The following is a 22049-nucleotide window of genomic DNA, read 5'->3' on the forward strand; positions in this document are numbered from 1 at the left end:
GCAAGGCCAAATCATCCCAACCCCGACAGGGGCGCCTTGACGAAGGACATAGAGGCACCCCCCCGCTGCCCCCGCTACTTCTCGCCGCTCCCCGCCGCTTTCCGCCCGCGCAAGGCCCCGATGGCCGCCTCCCCGGAGGCGGCCATCGGGCCTTTCCCGACCCGCGGCCTCGGGTGGGCGTGGCGTTTTTCCGCAGGACCCCTCTTGACAAGAGCGGAGACTCGACGGCAATCTTCCATCAGACAGAAATTAACTTCCGCAATACGGAAGGAGCGCGGAAGCCCCATGGGATACTCCGACCAGCGCTTCAATGTGAACCTGTCGACCCTCTTCACGGAACTCCCGCTCCTGGAGCGCCCCGCGGCCGCCGCCGCGGCGGGCTTCACGGCGGTCGAGCTGTGGTGGCCCTGGGTCGACGCCCCCACCCCCGAGCAGTCCGAGCTCGACGCCCTTCGGGCCGCGATCACGGACGCCGGCGTACAGCTGGTGGGCCTGAACTTCTACGCCGGCCAGCTGCCGGGACCGGACCGCGGCGCCCTGTCGATCCCTGGCGAGGAGAGCGAGAAGTTCCGCGCGAACCTCCCGGTGGCGGCGGACTTCGCCGAGTCCCTCGGCTGCAAGGCGCTCAACGCCCTTTACGGCAACCGGGTCGAGGGCGTGGACCCCGCGGTCCAGGACGAACTCGCCCTGGAGAACCTGGTGCTCGCGGCCCGCGAGGCCGACCGCGTGGGTGCGGTGCTGCTGATCGAGGCCCTGAACAAGCCCGAGTCGCCGCGCTGCCCGATCGTCAGCGCGGACGCCGCGATCGCCGTGGTGGACAAGGTGAACTCCGCGACCGGGCTCGGCAACGCGAAGTTCCTCATGGACCTGTACCACCTGTCCATGAACGGCGAGGACCTGCCGGCCGTCATCGATCGGTACGTCGCCCAGACCGCGCACGTGCAGATCGCCGACAATCCTGGCCGTGGGGCCCCGGGCACGGGGTCGCTGCCTCTGGAGGAGCTGTTGGATCAGCTCCAGAAGGCCGGTTACGAGGGGTACGTCGGCCTGGAGTACAAGGCCGGAGACCGTCCCAGCTCCGAAGCCTTCGGCTGGCTGCCGACTGCGGACTAGCCGCCGCTTCGCGGCGAATTTCTCCCGCACACCCACCCGGCACCCAGCACCCGATTCGTTGCAGCAGAAGAGTTTTCAGAGAGGTCCGTCATGAGCAACCTTCCCAAGATCGCGTGGATCGGACTCGGCATCATGGGGTCCCCCATGTCCGAGAACCTGATCAAGGCTGGTTACTCCGTCACCGGCTTCACCCTCGAGCAGGACAAGCTGGACCGCCTCGCCGCGGCCGGCGGCACCGCCGCCAAGTCGATCGCGGAGGCCGTCAAGGACGCCGACGTCATCGTGACGATGGTGCCCGCGTCGCCGCAGGTGGAGGCCATCGCGTACGGCGAGGACGGCATCCTGGAGAACGCGAAGTCGGGCGCGCTGATCATCGACATGTCGTCGATCACCCCGCAGACTTCCGTGGACCTGGCCAAGGCCGCCAAGGACAAGGGCATCCGCGTCCTGGACGCCCCCGTCTCGGGTGGCGAGGCCGGTGCCATCGAGGCCGTGCTCTCCATCATGGTCGGCGGCGAGCAGGCCGACTTCGACGAGGCCAAGCCCCTCCTCGACGCCCTCGGCAAGACCATCGTGCTGTGCGGTCCGCACGGCTCGGGGCAGACCGTGAAGGCCGCCAACCAGCTCATCGTCGCCGTGAACATCCAGGCGTGCGCCGAGGCCGTCGTCTTCCTGGAGAAGTCCGGGGTGGACCTGACCGCCGCCCTCGACGTCCTGAACGGAGGGCTTGCGGGCTCGACCGTCCTGACCCGCAAGAAGGACAACTTCCTCAAGCGCGACTTCAAGCCCGGCTTCCGGATCGACCTGCACCACAAGGACATGGGCATCGTCACCGACGCCGCCCGCAATGTCGGTGCCTCGCTCCCGGTCGGCGCCGTGGTCGCCCAGCTCGTCGCCTCGCTGCGCACGCAGGGTGACGGCGGTCTTGACCACTCCGCGCTCCTGCGCGGTGTCGAGCGCCTCTCGGGCGCCGAGCTCTGAGCAGCCTCACGAGGCTCTAGCTGCTCACTGAGGCTCTAGCGAGTCACGAGGCCCAAGAGGCTCAGAGAGCTCCCTCGACTTCCGGGTCGCGGCGGCGCTGACACCTGTCCTGTCGCGCCCAGGCGTCGCCGCGGCCCGGAACCCATGCCTCATCGAAAACTTCAACAAACTGTTGACGCAGCTGGTCAGGCGTACTTACGCTCACGTCACCTCACTCAGCAGTTTCAGTAGTCCGTACGGAAGGTCAACTCCGCCACCATGTCGAAGCGTGTGCTCACGACCGAGTCCGGCGCCCCCGTCGCCGACAACCAGAACTCCGCCACCGCCGGCGTCGGTGGCCCGCTTCTCCTCCAGGACCAGCACCTCCTCGAGAAGCTCGCCCGCTTCAACCGCGAGCGCATCCCGGAGCGCGTCGTGCACGCCCGCGGTTCCGGTGCCTACGGCTACTTCGAGGTGACCGACGACGTCACCGCGTACACCTCGGCCGACTTCCTGAGCACCGTCGGCAAGCGCACCGAGACGTTCCTGCGCTTCTCCACGGTGGCGGACAGCCTCGGCGGCGCGGACGCGGTCCGCGACCCGCGCGGCTTCGCGCTGAAGTTCTACACCGAAGAGGGCAACTACGACCTCGTCGGCAACAACACCCCGGTGTTCTTCATCAAGGACCCGATCAAGTTCCCCGACTTCATCCACTCCCAGAAGCGCGACCCCTTCACGGGCAAGCAGGAGCCGGACAACGTCTGGGACTTCTGGGCGCACTCCCCCGAGGCCACGCACCAGGTGACGTGGCTGATGGGTGACCGCGGCATCCCCGCGTCATACCGCCACATGAACGGCTACGGCTCGCACACCTACCAGTGGACGAACGAGGCGGGCGAGGCCTTCTTCGTGAAGTACCACTTCAAGACGAACCAGGGCGTACGCAGCCTGTCGTCGGAGCAGGCCGCCGAGCTGGCCGGCAAGGACGCCAACTCGCACCAGACGGACCTTCTCCAGGCCATCGAGCGCGGCGTGAACCCGTCCTGGACGCTGCACGTGCAGATCATGCCCGCGGCGGAGGCGGCCGACTACCGCTTCAACCCCTTCGACCTGACGAAGGTGTGGCCGCACAGCGACTACCCGCTGCAGCGCGTGGGCCGTCTGGTCCTCGACCGCAACCCCGACAACGTCTTCGCCGAGGTCGAGCAGGCCGCCTTCTCCCCGAACAACTTCGTTCCGGGCATCGGCCCCTCCCCCGACAAGATGCTCCAGGGCCGCCTGTTCGCCTACGCGGACGCGCACCGCTACCGCCTGGGCGTCAACCACACCCTGCTCGCGGTGAACGCGCCGAAGGCCGTGCTCGGCGGCAAGGCCGACAACTACGGCCGTGACGGCCTGATGGCGTCCAACGCGTACGGCCGTGACCGCAAGAACTACGAGCCCAACTCGTACGACGGCCCCGCCGAGACCGGCAAGGCCCTCTCGGCCCCGCTCGCCGTCAACGGCCACACGGGCACGCACGAGGCGCCGCTGCACACCAAGGACGACCACTTCTTCCAGGCGGGCGAGCTGTACCGCCTGATGTCGGCCGAGGAGCAGGCCCGTCTGGTGGCGAACATCGCCGGCAGCCTCTCGCAGGTCACGCGCGACGACGTCATCGAGAAGAACCTGGCCCACTTCCACGCCGCCGACACCGACTACGGCAAGCGCGTGGAGGAGGCTGTCCGCGCCCTGCGCGAGGACTAGGACTCCGAGAACTCCCGGACTGCGCCGGGGAATTGACGGGAGGTCAGTTCCCCGGTGCTGCGCCCGCACCATCACGGACCCGGATGAGGGGTGGTCCCGTGGTGTACGGGCCGGACGAGGACCGCGGCGGCTTCGCGAGCCAGTGCGGTGGTGAAGGTCCGGCGGCTCCCTTCTCGACCTGAGGGAGGGGAATCCCGCCGAGCCATTCGCGGCCGCCGCGGTCCCAGCCGTTCTCTGGCCCCCGGGCCTTGGGTTTCATGTGACTCCGTCCGGCGGCGCGTATGCATGTTCCGCCAGTCGCGCGCGGTCGGACGGCTACAACTTCACACGGCAGTACGGCATTTCAGCTGAGCCAGAGCGCCGAGTACGGACGGTCCCGTACTCGGCGTTCTTTGTTGTCCGCGAGTGCGTGGGGACTGCGCGAGCAACCACGACGCGCCCGCAGAGGCACGCCGGCCTCAGCGCACCCTCTCGCCCGAAGCCAGCTTCGCGACCATCCGCTCCAGGCGGGCAGCACGCGTACCCGGCGTCTTGGCCGTCATCAGCCTGTGCAACACCACGTACTGGTCCGTCTTGCCCAGGGCCTCGAAGGTCTGGCGAGCCCCCGGGCTGGCCGCGAGGGCCGCGGCCAGGTCGTCCGGGACCGTCGCCGTCCGCTGAGACGCGTACGCCGCCTCCCAGCGCCCGTCAGCCCGCGCCGCGGCCACCTCCGCGAGGCCCGGCTCGCGCATGCGGCCCTCCGCGGTCAGCTCCTCGACCCGGTCGATGTTCACCTGTGACCACAGGCTGCGCGGGCGGCGGCGGGTGATCTTCTGCAGGTAGTGGACGTCGTCGTACGCCTTCCGGTGGCCGGTGATCCAGCCGTAGCAGAGCGCCACGTCATTGACCTCCGCAGCCGTCACTGAGGCCACTCCCGAATTCTTCTTGGCGAGCTTCACCCAGATTCCGGGCGAGGCGGCGTGGTGCTCGTCCAGCCAGGCCTCCAACTCGGCCCGGTCCGCGCAGGTCACGACCTTCAGCTCAGCGAGCGATTCCATCCGCCCAAGATAAAGGGGCGGCCCACCCTCCACGGGTGGACCGCCCCTTTCGACGCTCAGCGCCGGGGGGTCACACCTTCAGCGGCCGGATGGCCGTGGGCGCGTGGCCCGGCTCGGTGGCGAGCTCCTCGAACTCCTTGACCGCGCTGATGTCGGCCGTGGGGCTCATGGAGATGTTGGTGATGCGTTCCAGGATGGCCTCGACGACGACCGGGACCTGGTGCTCCTGGGCCAGCTTCTTGGCCTGCTCGAAGGCCTCGCCAAGGTCGTTCGGGTCGGTGACGCGGATGGCCTTGCAGCCCAGGCCCTCGGCGACCTTGACGTGGTCGACGCCGTAGACGCCCAGCTCGGGGCTGTTCTGGTTCTCGAATTCCAGGTTGACCTGGAAGTTGATGTCCAGGCCGATCTGCGCCTGGCGGATCAGGCCCAGGTAGGCGTTGTTCACCAGGACGTGGACGTACGGGATGCGGTGCTGCGCGCCGACCGCCAGCTCCTCGATCATGAACTGGAAGTCGTAGTCACCGGAGAGCGCGACGACCGGGGTGTCGCGGTCCGCGGTGGCGACGCCGAGCGCGGCCGGGATCGTCCAGCCGAGGGGGCCCGCCTGGCCGCAGTTGATCCAGTGGCGCGGCTTGTAGACGTGCAGCATCTGGGCGCCCGCGATCTGCGAGAGGCCGATGGTGGTGACGAAGCGCGTGTCCGGGCCGAAGGCCTTGTTCATCTCCTCGTAGACGCGCTGCGGCTTCATGGGGATGTTGTCGAAGTGCGTGCGGCGCTGGAGGGTCTCCTTGCGCTCCAGGTGGGAGGCGACCCACGCGGAACGGTCCGGGAGCTTGCCCGCGGCCTTGAGCTCCTTGGCGACCTCGACGAAGAGCTCCAGGGCGACCTTGGCGTCGGAGGCGATCCCGTAGTCCGGCGCGAAGATCTTGCCGATCTGGGTCGGCTCGATGTCGACGTGCACGAACTTGCGGCCCTGGGTGTAGACGTCCAGCTTGTAGCCGGTGTGGCGGTTGGCCCAGCGGTTGCCGATGCCGAGGACGAAGTCCGACTCCAGGAACGTGGCGTTGCCGTAGCGGTGGCCGGTCTGCTGGCCGACCATGCCCGCGTTCAGGTCGTGGTCGTCGGGGATGGTGCCCCAGCCCATCAGGGTCGGCACCACCGGGGTGTTGGTGATCTCGGCGAACTCGACCAGGAGGTCGGAGGCGTCGGCGTTGATGATGCCGCCGCCGGCGACGATCAGCGGACGCTCGGACTCGACCAGGAAGGTGATGGCCTTCTCGATCTGCGCGCGGGTCGCGGTCGGCTTGTAGACCGGCAGCGGCTCGTACGTGTCGATGTCGAACTCGATCTCGGTCTGCTGGACGTCGATCGGCAGGTCGATGAGGACGGGACCCGGGCGGCCGGAGCGCATCAGGTGGAAGGCCTGCTGGAAGATGCCGGGGACCTGGGCGGCCTCCAGGACCGTGACGGCCATCTTGGTGACCGGCTTGGCGATCGTCGCGATGTCGACGGCCTGGAAGTCCTCCTTGTGGAGCAGGTGCGTCGGTGCCTGGCCCGTGATGCAGAGGATCGGGATCGAGTCACCGATGGCGGAGTACAGACCGGTGATCATGTCGGTGCCCGCCGGGCCCGACGTACCGATGCAGACGCCGATGTTGCCGGGGTTGGCGCGGGTGTAGCCCTCGGCCATGTGCGAGGCGCCCTCGACGTGCCGGGCGAGCGTGTGGTCGATGCCACCGCCCTCCTGGAGCGCCTTGTAGAACGGGTTGATCGCGGCGCCGGGCACACCGAACGCGTTGGTGACGCCCTCGCGCTTGAGGATCTCAACTGCCGCGCGGACAGCGGTCATACGAGCCATGGGGTTCTCCTGCTTCGACAACAGCTTCGACAGCTGCATCAGCTATTCGGCTGACGGATACGGCTGGCGGATCCGGCTCCCGTCGCGCCCCGCGGTGAGCTTCTGTTTCCGCATTGTGGAAATTTTGTTCTGCTATATGGAAGCAATGTAGGCGGGTGCGGTGGAGACCGTCAAGAGAGATCCGGGAACCGGGCCGCGCGGGGAGCGCGTCCCAGTCGTTGAATCCGGCATTGAATTCCCGGCTTGAATTCCCGGCACTGAATTCGGGGCACACCATCGGGGGGTGTCGCGTGGCCACTTCACCGGACGCGCCGCCTGCCGGGCAGGGACGGCCGAGCGGCCGGCGGTACGGCCGCTGGGCGGCCGGGCCGCTGCTCGGGCAGGGCAGCCTCGGTCCGGTCTACCTCGCGCACGACGGGACGGGGCGGGCCGCCTCGCTGCGGGTGGTGCGTGCCTCGCTCGCTGGTGACGCGTCGTTCCGTACGCGCTTGGCCCGCGAGGTCCTCGCGCTCGGCGCGGTGCGGGGGCGCGGGGTCGCCGCGCTGCTCGACGCCGATGCGTACGGGGTGGTGCCGTGGCTCGCCGTGGAGTACGTCGCCGGTCCGACGCTGGCCGCGCGCGTGGGGAGGGGCGGTGGGCCACTGGGTACGGCGGGGCTTCGCGCCTTGGCGAGCGCACTCGCGGGGGCGCTGGACGACATTCACCGGGCGGGGCTCGTACACGGGGGCTTGCGGCCGTCGAACGTGCTCCTGGGCGCTGACGGGCCGCACGTGACTGATTTCGGCGTGAGCGCGGGGGCAGATGTGAGCGCGGGGGCAGACGTGTCTGCGGGGGCAGAAGCGGGGACACCGGGATTCACCGCGCCGGAGACCCTGGCGCAGGGCGTGGCCAAGCCGCCCGCGGACATCTTCTCGCTGGGCGCGGTCCTCGCCTACGCGGCGACGGGGCGGGGGCCTTCCGAGCCCGGAGACGGAAGCGGGGAGGACGTGCCGGGAGTACAGAGCCTGACGGGGGTCCCGGAGGAGCTTCTCCCTCTCGTCACCGCATGTCTCTCCAGGCACCCCGCGGCCAGGCCCGCGCCGCGCACCGTCGCCCGTATGGCGGGGCTCCCGCTGCCGGGCTCCCGCCGCCGGGCACTGACCCTGGCCGGCGCCCTGTTCTTGGCTCAACTAGCTGCCGTGGCATACCCATTTGGTGGACGATGGGAAGGACGAACCGGCGTGCGGTGACGGTGACGGGTGAGGGTGATGACGGACAGCTGCGTCCCGGTGAGGTGCCCGGTCTGTAGACGCGACCATACGTACGCCCCACCGTCCTATCCCTGTGCGTGCGGTGCCCCGGTGGTGCCGCCGATGGCGCGCGGCGCGACGGTGACTCCGGTGACGGACCGGACCTGGGCGGACGAGTGGGTCACCGTCCGGTGCCGGACGTGCGGTCGCCGGGACCAGTGGCCGCATCCCGAGCTGGAGTGCGGCTGCGGAGCGGTGCTGCGTATCCCGGTGCGAGCGGTACAGGCACCTACGGCAACACCTCCCGCCCCCACGACACCCCCGGCCACCACCCCGCCGGCCCTGCCCCGTAGCGCCCCACGCCCCCGCCCCGCCTTCCAGCCCGTGCCGGTGCGGACGGCGCAGGACGCGGTGACGGTGGCGGCGCTGTACCTGCGGTGGCTGGGGTTCGGCGACATCCGGGGCGGGGTCAAGCGGGCGCCTTCGGGGGTGCGGGTGGCGGCGCGGGGCTTGATCGCCCTGATCGAGCCGTCCGTGCAGCCGTCGTCGCTGCGTGACGTGGAGTGCGTGTGGCTCAGCGCGATGGCCGAGTCCGTCACTTGCGTCTGCTTCTCCCTGGCGGGCTACGAGGAAGCCGCCCGAACCCGCGCGGACGCCCTGTCCATCCCCCTGTTCGTCATCGACCTCACCGGAACTCCCCAGCCGGTGAACAACGCGGCAGCAGAACTGACACCGCCGGGGTAGGGGCACGCGGGGCAAAGCCCCACCCCGGCGGGATCACCCCCCGTACCGCTCCCTGAGTTCGATCTTCCGTACCTTTCCGGACACCGTCATGGGGAAGCTCTCCAGGATGCGCAGCCCGGCCGGGATCTTGTAGTGCGCCAGCCGCCCCGCGCAGAAGTCCCGCAGTTCCTCCGGCGTCGGCGGGTCCTGGGCGTCCCGCGGGATCACGCAGGCCAGCGGAACCTCCCCGTACCGTTCGTCCGCGACGCCCACCACCTGCACGTCCGCGATCTTCGGGTGGCCGTAGAGGAACTCCTCGATCTCGCGCGGGTAGATGTTCTCGCCACCCCGGATGATCATGTCCTTGATGCGGCCGACGATCTGGACGTACCCGTCCTCCCGCATGACCGCCAGGTCCCCGGTGTGCATCCACCGCCCGGCGTCGATCACCTCCGACGTACGCGAAGGCTCGTCCCAGTAGCCCAGCATCACGCTGTAGCCCCGGGTGCACAGCTCTCCGGACGCACCCCGCGGCAGGGTCACGCCGCTGACCGGGTCGACCACCTTCACCTCGATGTGCGGAAGGACGCGTCCCACCGTGCCGGTCCGCCGCTCCAGGTCGTCCGTGCGGCGCGTCTGCGTCGAGACGGGGGACGTCTCCGTCATGCCGTAACAGATGGAGACCTCCTCCATGTGCATCTCGGCGACCACCCGCTTCATCACCTCGACCGGGCAGGGCGAGCCCGCCATGATGCCGGTGCGCAGCGAACTCAGGTCGTACGTCGCGAAGTCGGCGAGGTTCAGTTCCGCGATGAACATCGTCGGCACCCCGTACAGCGAGGTGCACCGCTCGCGCTCGACCGCCCGCAGCGTGGCGGCCGGATCGAAGGACGGGGCGGGGATGACGATGCAGGCACCGTGCGAGGTGGCTCCCAGATTTCCCATCACCATGCCGAAGCAGTGATAGAAGGGCACGGGCAGGCACACCCGGTCCTGCTCCGTGTAGCCGACCGTACGGCCCACCCAGTAACCGTTGTTGAGGATGTTGTGATGGGAGAGGGTCGCCCCCTTGGGGAAGCCGGTCGTTCCCGAGGTGTACTGGATGTTGACCGGGTCGTCGCAGCTCAACTCCGCCTCGCGGGCCAGCAGTTCGACTGCCGTAACCGACTCGGCTGCGCCCGTCAGCTCGTCCCACGAGCCGTCGCCGATGTAGTGGACGGACCGCAGCCCGGGGCAGGAGGGCCGCACCTGCTCCACCAGCGCGCGGTAGTCGCTCGACTTGTGCGACTGCGAGGCCACCAGGACCGACACCCCGGCCTGCTTGAGCACGTACTCCAGCTCATGGGCCCGGTAAGCGGGGTTGATGTTCACCATGATCGCGCCGATCCGCGCGGTGGCGTACTGCACGAGCACCCACTCGGCGCAGTTCACCGCCCAGATGCCGACCCGGTCCCCCTTGGCGACCCCGGCACCCATGAAGCCGCGCGCCAACTCCTCGACTGCGGCACCGAATTCGGCGTACGTCCAGCGCGTTCCCGCCGCCACGTCCACCAGCGCGTCCCGCTCGGGCCACGTCTCGACCGCCCGGCCGAGATTGCGCCCGATGGTGTCACCGAGCAGGGGCGTACCGCTCACACCGTGCGCGTACGAGAGTTCACTCACCGGTCAGTCCTCCTCGCGGACTCGGCGTCGGAGCCCGCGGGCCTTGCGAAGCACGACGCCAAGTGTGACCCGAGGTCAGCGCCGCGTCGACCCCTCCGCGCCCTCGCGTGTGTCCGTCAGGGCGGTCAGCTCGTCGGCCCCCGGGTCAGCGGCGGCCCGCGGCTTGGCGGGCGGTCCGAACGCCAGCGGAGCCAGTGCGGACAGCAGCAGGGGTCCGGCGGCCAGGGCGAAGCAGGCGGGCAGGGGCAGGGCCCCGACGAGGAAGCCCGCGCCGGCCGCGCCCGCCGCGTTGCCGAGGTTGAAGGCGGTGGTGACCCAGGTGCCGACGCGGGTGCGGTTCTGGTCGGTGGCTTGTTCGTCGGCGAGCAGGTAGGCGGTGGTCAGGGTGGGGGCGACCAGCAGGCCGGTGACGGCCGTCGCGGCCATCATGGCGGGCAAACCGGACGAGGTGCCCGCGAGGGCCAGGGGCGCGGCGAGCGCCGCGGCCAGGACCGCCAGGCGGGTACGGGCGGAGGTGCGCCAGTCGAGGCTGCCGTAGAGGAGCCCGCCCACCACGCTGCCGACGGCGAGTGCGGCTTCGATCCAGGCGACGGAGGCGAGCTGGCCGTGCCGCCCGGCGAAGGCGACCACGAACAGGTTGAGTGAGCCGAGCGCAAGGCCCAGCGCGGCGGCGACCGACAGGGGCCCCGGCGTCATGCCGTGCCGGTCACCGGCCGCGTCGGGTGCGGCCGGGGCAGGCATCGCGAGGGTTCCGCGCTGGGCGCGTACGGCCGGCGTCCTGACGAAGGCCAGTGTGCCGACGAGGACCAGGGCCGCGCTGACGGCGATGCCGAGCGGTGGGTCCGCCACGATCACGAGCAGGCCGACGAGCAACGGCCCTGTCACGTAGAGGACTTCCTCGCAGACCGTGTCCAGGCTGTAGGCCCGCTGGAGCATCCGCGCGTCGGGCAGCAGGTCGCTCCAGACGGTGCGCATCACCGGGCCGAGCGGCGGTGCGCAGGCGCCCGCGGCGGCGGCCACGGGCACGAGCAGCCAGGCGTCCGTCGCGCCGCTCCAGGTGAGGGCGGCGAGCACGGCGAGCAGGAGCGCGTAGGCGACGCCCATGGGCAGCAGCAGCCGGGCGGATCCGTGCCGGTCGATGAGGCCGGAGCGCAACGGCGCGAGGAGGGAGTTGGCGAGGCCGAACACGGCCACCGCGGCACCGGCCACGACGTAGGACCCCGTGCTCGACGTGATGGCGAGGGTGAGGGACAGGAAGACGATGCCGTAGGAAAGCCGCCCGACGAGCGACACCTGGAACGTGCGCCCCGCCGTCGGGGTGCGCAACACGGCCTGATAGGAAGGCGGTTGGTCGGGCAAGGCCATCGGGGTACTCCTCGGCGACGTCGACAGCGTGACGACCTTGCGATGTTCCGCAAGGCTTGTTCTTTTGGCTGGAAGGTTGCTCGCACCCGGCTCGAGCCAGCCGGAGGGCCCCTCGTTCGGGCGGCGCGGGTGCCTGACCATGTGCCCCATGAATGAGATGAACTGGGTAGACCTCACGACCTTCAGGATCGTCGCGGAGGAGTTGTCCTTCACCCGGGCGGCGCGGCGTCTGCTGGTGTCCGTGTCGGCCGTCTCGCAGCGCGTGCGCCGCCTGGAGCGATGTCTTGGGCGGCGGCTCCTGGCCCGTACCACCACCCATGTGAAGCTGACGGAGGCCGGCGCGCTCGCACTGCGGTCCATCGCGTCCATCGAGACACAGTGGACCCAGACCAGAGCCCAGATCTCGGGCCTTCAGGAGCCTCTTCCGGCGCTGCGCCGGCCCCTGCGTACGGCCCTGTACCGCCTGGCGCCGTGCGACCTGCCGGAGCGGATGGCGACGACGGCGGCGCCGGGCGCGAGCGAGGTGCGCCACTACCGCTCGGTGGCCCTCGGCCTCGATCAGCTGCGGCGCGGCGAGGTCGACTTCCTGTGGTGGCGCACCTGGCACCGGCCCCACACCGGGATCGGCGAGGACCTGCGCGAGCTGCGCGGACACGAGGTGGTGACGGAGGACGCCTGGGCCTACCTCGACTGCGAGCATCCCCTCGCCGGCAGTCCCGGCCTCAGCCTCGGGCAGCTCGCGGGCTTCGCCCTGGTCGCGCCGCCGGAGGAGAGTGCCGTGGCGGTACCGCGCCAGTTGCGCGAAGTCAGCGGGCACGAGCAGGAGTTCGTGCACTATCCCGAGTCCCAGGAACTGGCCCACGAGCTCCTTCGCACCTCGACGGCGGTGAGCCTGGGCGGGCCGAGCGAACCGCTTCCCGCCGGTCTGCACCGGCTGCCGCTGTCCTCCGGGGCGCGGATCCGCTACATGCTGAGCTGGCGCGACCATCCGGCGGTGGAGCGGCTCGCCCCCGCGGTCCTCGACCTCTACCGGCGGTGGTACGTGGAGCGCACCGTCGCGTGCAATCCGCACCACCACCGGCGCATGCTGAGCGACCCGGAGGGCTATCCGGGGCTGCCGGTCACCGGCTACTACCCGAGCGACCCGCGGCCGATGGCTCACGCGGCCCTCGGGTGAGCGCCGACGGAGCCGTGCGTGGCCAGGTACGGCGCCGCCCTGCGGGACAGATCCGCGAGGAGTTCCGCCGACCGCTCCTGGTGGACGACGTGCCCGCCCTCGAGCCAGACCGTCTCGGTCGTGCCGGTGGTGTGCCGCGTCCAGGGTGCGGGCGGGAGACCGTCCTGCGAGGCGTAGTACGAGACGACGGGGCAGGCGAGGACCGGCCGTTCGGGGGCCGTCCAGCGTCCGGCCAGCGTCAGATCGGCGTGGAAGACGGGCACCGTGAGCTCGACGAGTTCGTCGAGGCACTCCGGGTCGGTGAGTCCCTGGTCCATGAGGAGGCCGCGGATGAAGAGCCGGTCCTCCGTGTCGTCGGGTTCCTCCATGCCCGAGGCGCCGCCGGGCTCCGGGGGCGCGCACGCGACCGTGGCCACCAGGGCCGGCGGGCGCGCGAGCCTGCCCCCCGCCTCAAGGGCCCACAGTGCGCCCAGGCTGTGCCCGAGCAGCACCACGGGGGCCGGCCCGAGGCAGTCGACGGCGTCCACCACGGAGGCGAGGACGGCATAGGGGTCCTCTGGCAGGGGCTCGTCGAAGCGGTGACCGCGCCCCGGCAGGCACACCGAGCTCAGCCGCCAGGAAGGCGGCAGGTACGGGGGCAGGGTGCGCGCGGTGGTGGGGCCGTCGCCCGCTCCGGGCACCATGACCAGTTCGACTCCGGGTTCGGCCGGGCCCGACAGCGGTACGAGCCAGCCTTCTTGCTTTCTCATCGGCTCTGTCCCATCAGAAGCTCTGTCCCGTCAGAACGGCGGCCTGCTCGGACGTGCCGTGCCGCGAGCGGCGTCCCTCGCGTCGTCAGGTCGGGCAGCTCGGAGAGCCGCCGGGCCGCGTCCCCCGCCACCTCTGTCACCAGTTGTGTGAAGGCGCCCGCGAGCAGCGCGGTCTCCTGCGCGGTGAAGGCCGTGCTGTCGCAGTGGAACCAGCCGCGCAGTCCTTCCCCGGCGCGGAACATGTCCAGCGAGAGGTCGAAGCGCGGGGCGCTGGAGCTGATGTCGACCGGCGCGCTGCGCAGTCCGTGCAGGGCGAACCCGGCGTCGATCTCCTCCTCGAAGAGCTGGAAGGTCGCCTGGAGCAGCGGTTGCAGGCCCAGATCGCGTTCCGGGTTCACCGCCTCCACCAGGAGTTCGAACGGCAGGTCCTGGTGGGCGAAGCCGCCGAGCACCACGTCCCGTACGCGACCCACCAGATCGGTGAAGTCCGGGTCGTCACGCAGGTCCGCGCGCAGCGCCAGCATGTTGACGAAGAACCCGACGACGCCCTCCGCCTCGGGGTGGGTGCGCCCGGCCACCGGTACGCCGACGAGCAGGTCGCGCTCGCCGCTGACCCGCGAGACCAGGACCTCGAACGCCGCGAGCAGGGTCATGAACAAGGTGGCGCCCGATGCCCGCGAAAGCGCCCGCAGCTCCCGGGTGACGTCGGGTGACAGCGTGAACTCGACCGTACTGGTGCCTTGTTCGGTGCTGCCGGGCTGTGCCGCGATGGCGGGCAGATGGGTGGGGGCACCGTCGATGTGCCCCTTCCAGTAGGCGAGGAGTTCCGTGAGGGCGGGTCCGGCGAGTTCGGTCCGCTGCCAGGCGGAGAAGTCGCGGTAGCGCACCGGCTGCGGCGGGTGCGCCCTGCCCGGGGCGGCGGCCTCGTAGTCCCCGGCGAGTTCCTCCAGGAGGAGGGTCATGGACCAGCCGTCGCACACGATGTGGTGCATGCCGAGGGACAGCACATGGTCCTGCGGGCCCAGGCGCAGCAGCCGGGCCCGGAACAGCGGGCCGTTCTCCAGGTCGTAGGGGTCTTCCAGTACGCGGCGGCAGAAGCCGTCGACGGCCGCGTCCTGTCCGGGCCCCGGGGCAGCCGCGGATTCGTGCTGTTCCAGCGTGCCGTTCCAGCGTTCGTCGACGATCTGTACCGGGCCGCCGTCCGCGACGTCGAAGCGGGTGCGCAGCGATTCGTGCCGCTGCGCGAGCCCGGCGACGGCCGCTGTCAGGGCCGCTATGTCGAGAGGGCCGGTGAGCCGGAAGGACTCCCCCATGTGGTACGCCGTTGATTCGGGGTCCAGTTCGTGCATGAACCACAGCCGGGCCTGGGCGTACGACACGGGGGTGGCCGGGCCGTGCGTGGTGCGCACCAGGGGTTGCCGTTCGGGCCGGGTGCTCCGCTCGACGGCGGCGGCGAACTCGGCCACCGTGGGCGCGTCGAACAGTGTCCTGACCGACACCTCGGTGCCGAAGAGCTGTCGTATCCGGGACACCACGCGCCCGGCGCGCAGCGAGTGTCCGCCGATCCGGAAGAAGTCGTCGTCGCGCCCGACCCTGTCGAGCCCGAGCACCTCGGCCATCACCTGCGCGACCAGTTCCTCGGCGCCGGGCCTGGGTGCGGCGAACTCCGTGGCGGACGCTTCGTCGGCCTTCGGCAGGCCCCGCACGTCGACCTTGCCGCTGGGCAGCAGGGGCAGGGTCGCCAGGGACACGAAGGCCGTCGGCACCATGGCGGTGGGCAGCCGGGCGGCCAGCGCGTCCCGCAGTCCGGCGAGCTGCCCGTCCCCGGCGGTCGGGGAGAGGTAGGCGGTCAGGGCGCCGTCGTGGTGGACGACGACGGCCTGGCGCACCCCCGGGTGTGCCAGGACCGCGGCCTCGACTTCGGACAGCTCCACCCGGTGCCCGCGCACCTTGACCTGCCGGTCGAGACGGCCGAGGAAGCGTACGGCGCCTTCGGCGGTGTACGAGCCGCGGTCACCCGTGCGGTACATGCGCGCACCCGACCGGTCGGCGAAGGGGTCGGGGAGGAATCTCGCCTCGGTCTCCCCGGGCAGATCCAGGTAGCCGCGGCCGACGTGGGCGCCGGACAGGTAGAGCTCACCGGCGACGCCCGGCGGGAGCAGGTGCCCGGCCGCGTCCAGGACACGGACTTGGGTGTTGGCCACCGGGCGGCCGATCAGGGGCGTCTCGCTGTCGTCGAGCGGCCAGGCGAGGGCGTCGATGGTGCATTCGGTGGGCCCGTAGAGGTTCCACGCCGTGACCCCGGGTGTCGCGCGCAACCGCTGCCACAGCGGGGTCGGGATCGCGTCGCCGCCCAGGAGCAGCAGGCCGGGGCGGTGGGCGGCCTTCTCGTCGAGCAGGCCGATGTCGAGCAGTTGCGGGAGCTGTGCGGGCGGTACGTCGAGGACGTCGATGCCCGCGGCGCGCACGAAGTCGAGCAGCGCGTGCGGGTCGCGGCGGGTGTCCTCGCCGGCCACATGCAGTTCGTGCCCGGCGAGCAGCCACAGGAACTGGTCGATGGTGGCGTCGAACGCGAACGAGGCCGTCCAGGCCACCCGGCGGCGGGTGTCGGTGTGCCACCCGGTCTTCTGGTGGGCGGCGAGGAGGTTGGCGAGGCCGCCGTGTTCGAGGGAGATCCCCTTCGGCGTCCCGGTGGTTCCCGAGGTGAAGAGCATCAGCGCGAGATCGTCCGGCGCGGGTCCGCGGACTTCCGGCGCCGGTGGCGTCGCCGCGGTGGGAGAGGCCACCGCCTCCGCGATGTCGATCACCGCGAGGCCGGCCCCGCTGCCGAGTGAGGCAGCCGCGGCATCGCACAGGAACGCCGAGGCCCCGCTCGCGGCAAGGACGGACCGCAGCCGCCCTGGCGGGTCGCTCAGCTCCAGGGGTACGGCAGCGGCGCCCGCCTGCCACACGCCGAGGAGGGCGGCGACCATCAGCCGTGAGCGGTGCCCCGCCACGGCCACGACCGGCCCGTGTGCGGCCACCGCGCCGGCCACGCCCCGTGCGGCGGCGCCGAGTTCGGCGAAGGTCCAGGTGCCGTCGGCGTCGGTCACCGCGGCCTTGTCGGGGGTTGCGGCCACCTGACGCCACAGCGCGTCAAGGACCGAGCTGTCGGTCACGGGTACGTCGGGTCCCGCGCCCAGGGCCAGGATTTCCGCGGCATGTGCCGTGCCCACCAGCGGGAGCTGCGAGACGGGGCGCCCCGGATCGGCGACGACCTCGGCGGCCAGGTTCACGAAGCTCCGCACGAGCCATTCGGCCTCGGCGGGGCCGAGCAGGGCGCGGTCGTAGGTGAACAGGCCGCGCAGTTCGTCGCCGTGCCGGTGGAGGTCCATGGCGAGGGGCAGATCGGGGTCCTCGCGGCCGGGCGGGTTGACCGCGTGGACGTCCCGGACGCCGCTGAGCCGCAGGGGGCTGTGCGCCGCGTCGTCCTCGAAGTACTGGAAGGCCGACTGGACGAGCGGCATGCCGGAGGTGCGCTCGGGATTGACGGCCTCCACGAGGCGCTCGAACGGCAGGTCCTGGTGGGCGAACCCGTCGAGGACCACCTCCCGTACCCGGCCCACCAGACGGGTGAAGTCCGGGTCGTCGCGCAGGTCGGCGCGGAGCGCCAGCATGTTGACGAAGAACCCGACGACGTCCTCCACCTCGGGGTGCGTGCGCCCGGAGACGAGGGTGCCCACCAGCAGGTCGCTCTCGCCGCTGTACCGCGACATGAGGACCTCGAACACCGCGAGCAGGCTCATGAACATGGTGGCGCCGGAGGCACGCGAAAGGTCCCGCAGGGCCCGGGTCACCTCCGGTGACAGGGTGAAGCGCACCTCGCCCTCGGTGCGCGGTCCCGCGGCGCCCTCGCGCGGGGTGGCGAACTCCAGGATGGTGGGGGCGCCTTCGATGTGCGCCGTCCAGTAGTCGAGGAGCTCTTGCAGGGCTGAGCCCGTCAGTTCGGTCTGCTGCCAGGCGGCGAAGTCGCGGTAGCGGACGCCGTCGGGCACCGGGGCGGCGCTCCGGCCGGTCAGCGCGGCCTCGTACAGGTCGCCGAGCTCCTGGAGGAGCAGCGTCATGGACCAGCCGTCGCACACGATGTGGTGCATGGCGAGCGACAGCACATGGTCCTGCGGGCCCAGGCGCAGCAGCCGGGCCCGGAACAGCGGTCCCTGGCCGAGGTCGAAGGGGTCCGCGTGCATGCGGCGGCAGAAGTCGGCGACGGCCGCGGCGCGCTCCTCTTCGCCGTGCGGTTGCCCGCCGGGGGCCTCGATCAGTTCGAGGGTGCCGTTCCACTGCTCGTCGACGCTCTGGACGGGCACGCCGTCGGCGACGGAGAAGCGGGTGCGCAGCGATTCGTGGCGCTGGGCGAGCGCGGCGACAGCGGTGGTGAGCGCGGCCATGTCCAGCGGTCCTTCGATCCGGAAGGACTCGCCCATGTGGTACGCCGTCGAGTCCGTCTCCAGTTCTTGCAGGAACCACAGGCGGCGCTGTGCGGAGGAGACCGCGGCCTCCGGGCCGTGGGACGTACGAGCCAGGGGGCGCTGCCGGATGCTGCTCCCCCGTGCCACCTGCGCGGCGAACTCGGCCGCCGTGGGCGCGTCGAAGAGCAGCTTGACCGGCAGGTCGACCCCGAACAGCTCGCGGGCGCGGGCGACCAGGCGCACGGCGGGCAGCGAGTGGCCTCCGATCTTGAAGAAGTCGTCGTGCCTGCCCACCCGCTCGCAGCCCAGGACGTCGGCCATCATCATGGCGACCAGCTGCTCGGCGCCCGCCCTCGGTTCCACGTAACCGGCCTTGGTCATCTGCCTCTCCGCTTCTCGTTGCCGGCCGGTGGTGCCGACCGTGTGCGTGCGCTGTGTCGGGTGGGGTGCGGGTGACGTCTTCGCGTGCGACTTGCGCCTTCGACGCGATTACGCCTTCGCCGCGATGTGATCGGCCAGGGCGCGTGCCGTGCCGCACTGGTAGATGTCGCGCACGGTCACCTTGAGCCCCTGTTCGCGCAGGCGCCGGACGCACATCGCCGCCTTGAGCGACCCGCCGCCCACGGCGAAGAACTTGTCGTCGGGGCCGCAGGCGCCCGCCGTCAGCTGCTGGGCGAAGGCCTCGAGGACGAGGCCGAGCAGATCGCCGCCCCGTGCGGCGTCGGCCTTGCGGGACGCGGTCTCCACGCCGGGGCGGGGCAGCGGCAGCGCGGACGCGTCGGCGGGTGCCTCGGGCAGGGCGGTGACCAGCACCAGGTCGAGGGGTTCCACGGGCGTGGACAGGCGGCGCGCGAGGTGTTCGCGCAGCCCGTCGCCGGCCGTCTTCACGGTGCGCGGCGGGTACGGCACCACGGAGGCGACACGGGCGGCGGTCCCGGTGGTGGCCGCGGTGTGCGCGGCTTCGGCGCCGGCGAGCGTGAAGTGGTCCGCGTCCGTGGAGCCGGCCGCCGGGAAGAACACGTCGAACGCGCCGTCCGGATCGCCGGATGCCCAGCTGATACGGGCGGGGCGGGTCAGTTCTTCGCCGAGCCGCCAGACCTGCTCCGGGTCCAGGCCGGTGCTCGGCACATCGCCGGGTGATACGCCGTCGCGGGCACCCAGCGCCTCGTGCAGCCGGCGGTTGGCGACGCCACGGCAGACGACCGGGCCGGGTTCGCGTTCCAGAAGGGCGCGCAGGTCTTCCGACGCGGGCGGGGGCTGTACGAGGGTGGCGGGCTGTACGGGGTCGGCGGGCTGCGGCGGGCAGTCGACGTGCAGGAGGGCGTCGTAGCGGAAGAGCGTCATCTCGTTGGCGTGGATGCCGCGCCGGGGGGCGACCTCCGCGTGGGAGACGCGCTCGACGCGAGTGGGCGTCGCCGCCAACCAGGCCGGATCGAGGCTCAGTTCACCGTCGGCGGCGAGTTCGGCCTGCCGGGCCTCCTCCGCCGTGACCGCCGCTTGGCCGACGACCCCGGCGGCAGGCGCGCTCCGCGCGGCCTTGAGCGCCGCGAACGCCTCCGCGAGCCGCGCGTTGCGCAGGTCGCCGAGCAGGATGTGACCGCCCGGCCGGACCACCGCCGCGGCCCGGCGCACCACTTCCTCGAAGTAGTACAGGGAGGGGAAGTACTGGGCCACGGAGTTGATGACGACGGTGTCGTACATCTCGTCGACGACCTGCGGCGCCCGCAGCGCGTCGGCCTGACATACCGTCACCCGTACGCCGGTGTCCGGGACATCGGCGGTCAGCTCCGCGGCACGCTGGTCGAGCAGGTCGACGGAGCGGGCCGAGAAGTCCGTCGCCACGTAGTGCTCGACAGGGGCTCCGGCGAGGAGCCGTCGCATGATGATCCCGGTCCCCGCGCCGATCTCCAGGACTCTGCGGGGCTGGAGCGCGAGTACGCGGCGGACGGACTCCTCCGCCCACTCGGCCATGCCCTGCGCGGGGATCGCCTCGCCGGTGAAGCTGTCGACCCAGCCGGAGTTCTCGCCGTCGCCGTCCGGCTCGTCGGCGCCCTCGTAGGTGTCGTCGAAGACGTTCTGCCAGGACTCCAGGACGTCGCCCGCACCCCACCCGGCGCGGCCGGTGTCCGCGGCAGGCTCGGGCACGACATAGGCGACCGTGCGGGTTCCGTCGTCGGTGCGGCGGGTCAGCAGGGCCGCCTCGCGCACCCGGGCGTGAGCGGTCAGCGCCGTTTCGATGTCCTGAGCGGATGTGGTGGCGACGACGGTGTCGGTCATCGGTTTCCTCCGGTCTGCCGGGCGATCGCCGCCCGGTCGGTCTTGCCGCTGGGGCTGCGCGGCAGCGTCCGCAGCACGGTGACGGTCAGCGGCACCGAGGCGGCGGGCAGCAGTTCCGCCAGTCGGCGCAGGAGTTCGGCGGGTTCCGGGTCCGCCGCCCCGGCCGCCGGGGTGACGGCGGCGTGCAGGGTGCGGCCCCCTTCGGGGCGTTCGGGTGCCACGCAGACCGCCTCGCCCACGGCGGGCAGCTCGCGCAGACAGGCCTCGACCTCCAGGAGGTTGACCCGGTAGCCCCGGATCTTGACCTCCTGGTCGAGGCGGCCGACGAAGCGCAGGGCGCCTTCCTCGACGCGGACCAGATCGCCGGTACGGAAGGCGCGGGTGTGGCCGTGCGGGGTGCGCTCGACGCTGATGTAGCGCTCCGCGCTCAGCTCCGGCTCGTTGAGGTACTCGCCGGACATCGGCAGCCCCGCGACCAGGAGTTCACCGGTGCCGGAGCCGGAGCCGGACGGCGCGTCGCCCTGCTGCCCGGCTTCGTCGACCGGGGCGATCAGCAGTTCGCAGCCGGGCAGGGGGCGGCCGATGGGCGGGTGCACCGGCCAGTCCGCGGCGGGCCCCCGCAGGGTGTGCACGGTGACCATCGCCGACTCGCTCTGCCCGTAGTGGTTGTTCAGGACGCAGTCCCGCAGCCGGGTGAACAGCTCGCGCACCGGGCCCGAGCACACCAGTTGTTCGCCCGCGGTGTTGATCTCGACGAGCGCGAGGTCGTCCAGGCTCGCCTCCAGGCCCGCGGCGACAGCCAGCATGTTCAGTGCGAGGCAGGGCAGGAACAGCCGCTCGATCCGCTGTCGGCGCAGCCAGCCGAGGAGTTCGAAGGGGTCGGACCGCAGCCGCTCGGGGACGGTCACCAGCGTGCCGCCGCCTGCGAGGGTGCCGAGGACCTCCTGGAACCACACGTCGAAGTTCATCGGCGCGAACTGCGCCGTGCGCAGATCACCGCGCCGGGAGTGGCTGTGCTGCCACTCGGCCATGTTGTCCACACAACTGTGGGGCAGCGCGACGCCCTTGGGCCGGCCGGTGGATCCGGAGGTGTAGATCACGTACACCGGACGGTCCGGCACGCACGCGACGGGTGCCGGACCGGTGTCCTGCCCACCGCGCTCCGGCGGCGGGATCCGCAGGGCCGGGCAGCCCTCCGCGACGGCGGGCAGGCCACCGCTGTGCAGCAGCACGGCCGGGCTGCTGTCGGCCAGCATGTGGGCGAGGCGCCGCTCGGGGTAGGAGGCGTCCAGCGGCACGCAGGCGGCGCCGAGCCGGATCGCGGCGAGCGTCGCGGCGACCACGTCGGTGCCGCGCGGGCCGGTGACGGCGACCCGGTCCCCGGCGCGTACACCGCGGGCCCGCAGCAGCGCCGCGATCTGCCCGGACCACGCGAGCAGCTCGCCGTAGGTGACCTCGCGCTCCTCGTCGGCGACGGCGATCCGCTCGCCGTGCCGGGCCGCGGAACGGGCCAAGGACTCCAGGAAGCACGGGGGCCGGGCCTCGCCGCCCCACAGGGTGTGCGGGTAGGTGCTCATGCGCCGGCCGCCCCGTGGAGCGAGGGGGACATGTGACCGTGCTCTCCACGGACATCAGGAATGGGCATGACAGACCTTTCTGGAGGCGGGGCGGGGGCCGGGGCGGGGGCGATGGGTCGGGGGCGATG

Annotated in this window: 14 protein-coding genes; 6 read left to right on the top strand and 8 right to left on the bottom strand. The window is 71.5% G+C overall.

The genetic code is table 11. The features are described 5' to 3' along the window. Positions 1–285 precede the first annotated feature (285 nt). The 3 genes from IE226_RS17555 (at position 286) to IE226_RS17565 (ending at position 3819) form a co-directional block, all read left to right on the top strand. The gene (locus tag IE226_RS17555; protein WP_190082205.1) at positions 286–1113 is read left to right on the top strand and encodes a TIM barrel protein; all 828 of its coding nucleotides are present in this window, start codon (positions 286–288) and stop codon (positions 1111–1113) included. A 90-nt stretch (positions 1114–1203) separates the two neighbouring features. Further along, positions 1204–2094: a 2-hydroxy-3-oxopropionate reductase gene (locus IE226_RS17560; protein ID WP_190082206.1), complete on the top strand. Its 891-nt coding sequence runs from the start codon at positions 1204–1206 to the stop codon at positions 2092–2094. Between the two features lie 258 nt (positions 2095–2352). Continuing rightward, positions 2353–3819 carry a catalase gene (locus tag IE226_RS17565; RefSeq protein WP_190082207.1) on the top strand — a complete coding sequence of 489 codons (1467 nt, stop codon included), beginning with the start codon at positions 2353–2355 and terminating at the stop codon, positions 3817–3819. Positions 3820–4277: 458 nt separating this feature from the next. Here IE226_RS17565 and IE226_RS17570 read toward each other — a convergent pair whose 3' ends face one another. Together IE226_RS17570 and gcl are read right to left on the bottom strand one after the other, a co-directional pair. Further along, positions 4278–4856 (bottom strand): YdeI/OmpD-associated family protein, encoded by a 579-nt coding sequence (locus tag IE226_RS17570; RefSeq protein WP_190082208.1) that lies wholly within the window; start codon positions 4854–4856, stop codon positions 4278–4280. Positions 4857–4926: 70 nt separating this feature from the next. Then, a complete protein-coding gene (gene gcl / locus IE226_RS17575; RefSeq protein ID WP_190082209.1) occupies positions 4927–6714 on the bottom strand; it encodes a glyoxylate carboligase in 1788 nt (595 codons plus the stop codon). 290 nt (positions 6715–7004) lie between these two features. Between gcl and IE226_RS17580 the strand changes: the two genes are divergently transcribed. Beyond that, positions 7005–7943 (top strand): protein kinase domain-containing protein, encoded by a 939-nt coding sequence (locus IE226_RS17580; protein ID WP_190082210.1) that lies wholly within the window; start codon positions 7005–7007, stop codon positions 7941–7943. 18 nt (positions 7944–7961) lie between these two features. Continuing rightward, on the top strand, positions 7962–8687 hold the full coding sequence (locus tag IE226_RS17585; protein WP_190082211.1) for a hypothetical protein: 726 nt from the start codon (positions 7962–7964) through the stop codon (positions 8685–8687). 33 nt (positions 8688–8720) lie between these two features. Here IE226_RS17585 and IE226_RS17590 read toward each other — a convergent pair whose 3' ends face one another. Both IE226_RS17590 and IE226_RS17595 read right to left on the bottom strand, forming a co-directional pair. Next, positions 8721–10328 (bottom strand): AMP-binding protein, encoded by a 1608-nt coding sequence (locus IE226_RS17590; RefSeq protein WP_190082212.1) that lies wholly within the window; start codon positions 10326–10328, stop codon positions 8721–8723. 75 nt (positions 10329–10403) lie between these two features. Beyond that, positions 10404–11693: an MFS transporter gene (locus IE226_RS17595; protein ID WP_190082213.1), complete on the bottom strand. Its 1290-nt coding sequence runs from the start codon at positions 11691–11693 to the stop codon at positions 10404–10406. A gap of 148 nt (positions 11694–11841) precedes the next feature. Between IE226_RS17595 and IE226_RS45065 the strand changes: the two genes are divergently transcribed. Further along, entirely contained in the window at positions 11842–12870 is a 1029-nt protein-coding gene (locus IE226_RS45065) for a LysR family transcriptional regulator (RefSeq protein ID WP_190082214.1), read from the top strand. Here IE226_RS45065 and IE226_RS17605 read toward each other — a convergent pair. The 4 genes from IE226_RS17605 to IE226_RS17620 form a co-directional block, all read right to left on the bottom strand. After that, positions 12852–13619 carry a thioesterase II family protein gene (locus IE226_RS17605; protein WP_190082215.1) on the bottom strand — a complete coding sequence of 256 codons (768 nt, stop codon included), beginning with the start codon at positions 13617–13619 and terminating at the stop codon, positions 12852–12854. The two genes, IE226_RS45065 and IE226_RS17605, sit on opposite strands and share 19 nt — an antisense overlap. Further along, positions 13616–18448 (bottom strand): non-ribosomal peptide synthetase, encoded by a 4833-nt coding sequence (locus IE226_RS17610; protein WP_190082216.1) that lies wholly within the window; start codon positions 18446–18448, stop codon positions 13616–13618. Before IE226_RS17610 ends, IE226_RS17605 begins: the two co-directional genes overlap by 4 nt. Before the next feature lie 108 nt (positions 18449–18556). Continuing rightward, positions 18557–20344 carry a class I SAM-dependent methyltransferase gene (locus IE226_RS17615; protein ID WP_190082217.1) on the bottom strand — a complete coding sequence of 596 codons (1788 nt, stop codon included), beginning with the start codon at positions 20342–20344 and terminating at the stop codon, positions 18557–18559. Continuing rightward, complete coding sequence (locus IE226_RS17620; protein WP_190082218.1) at positions 20341–21921, bottom strand: AMP-binding protein; 1581 nt, start codon at positions 21919–21921, stop codon at positions 20341–20343. Before IE226_RS17620 ends, IE226_RS17615 begins: the two co-directional genes overlap by 4 nt. Positions 21922–22049 lie beyond the last annotated feature (128 nt).

The sequence above is a fragment of the Streptomyces longisporoflavus genome (genome assembly GCF_014649775.1).
Lineage (GTDB): Bacteria > Actinomycetota > Actinomycetes > Streptomycetales > Streptomycetaceae > Streptomyces > Streptomyces longisporoflavus.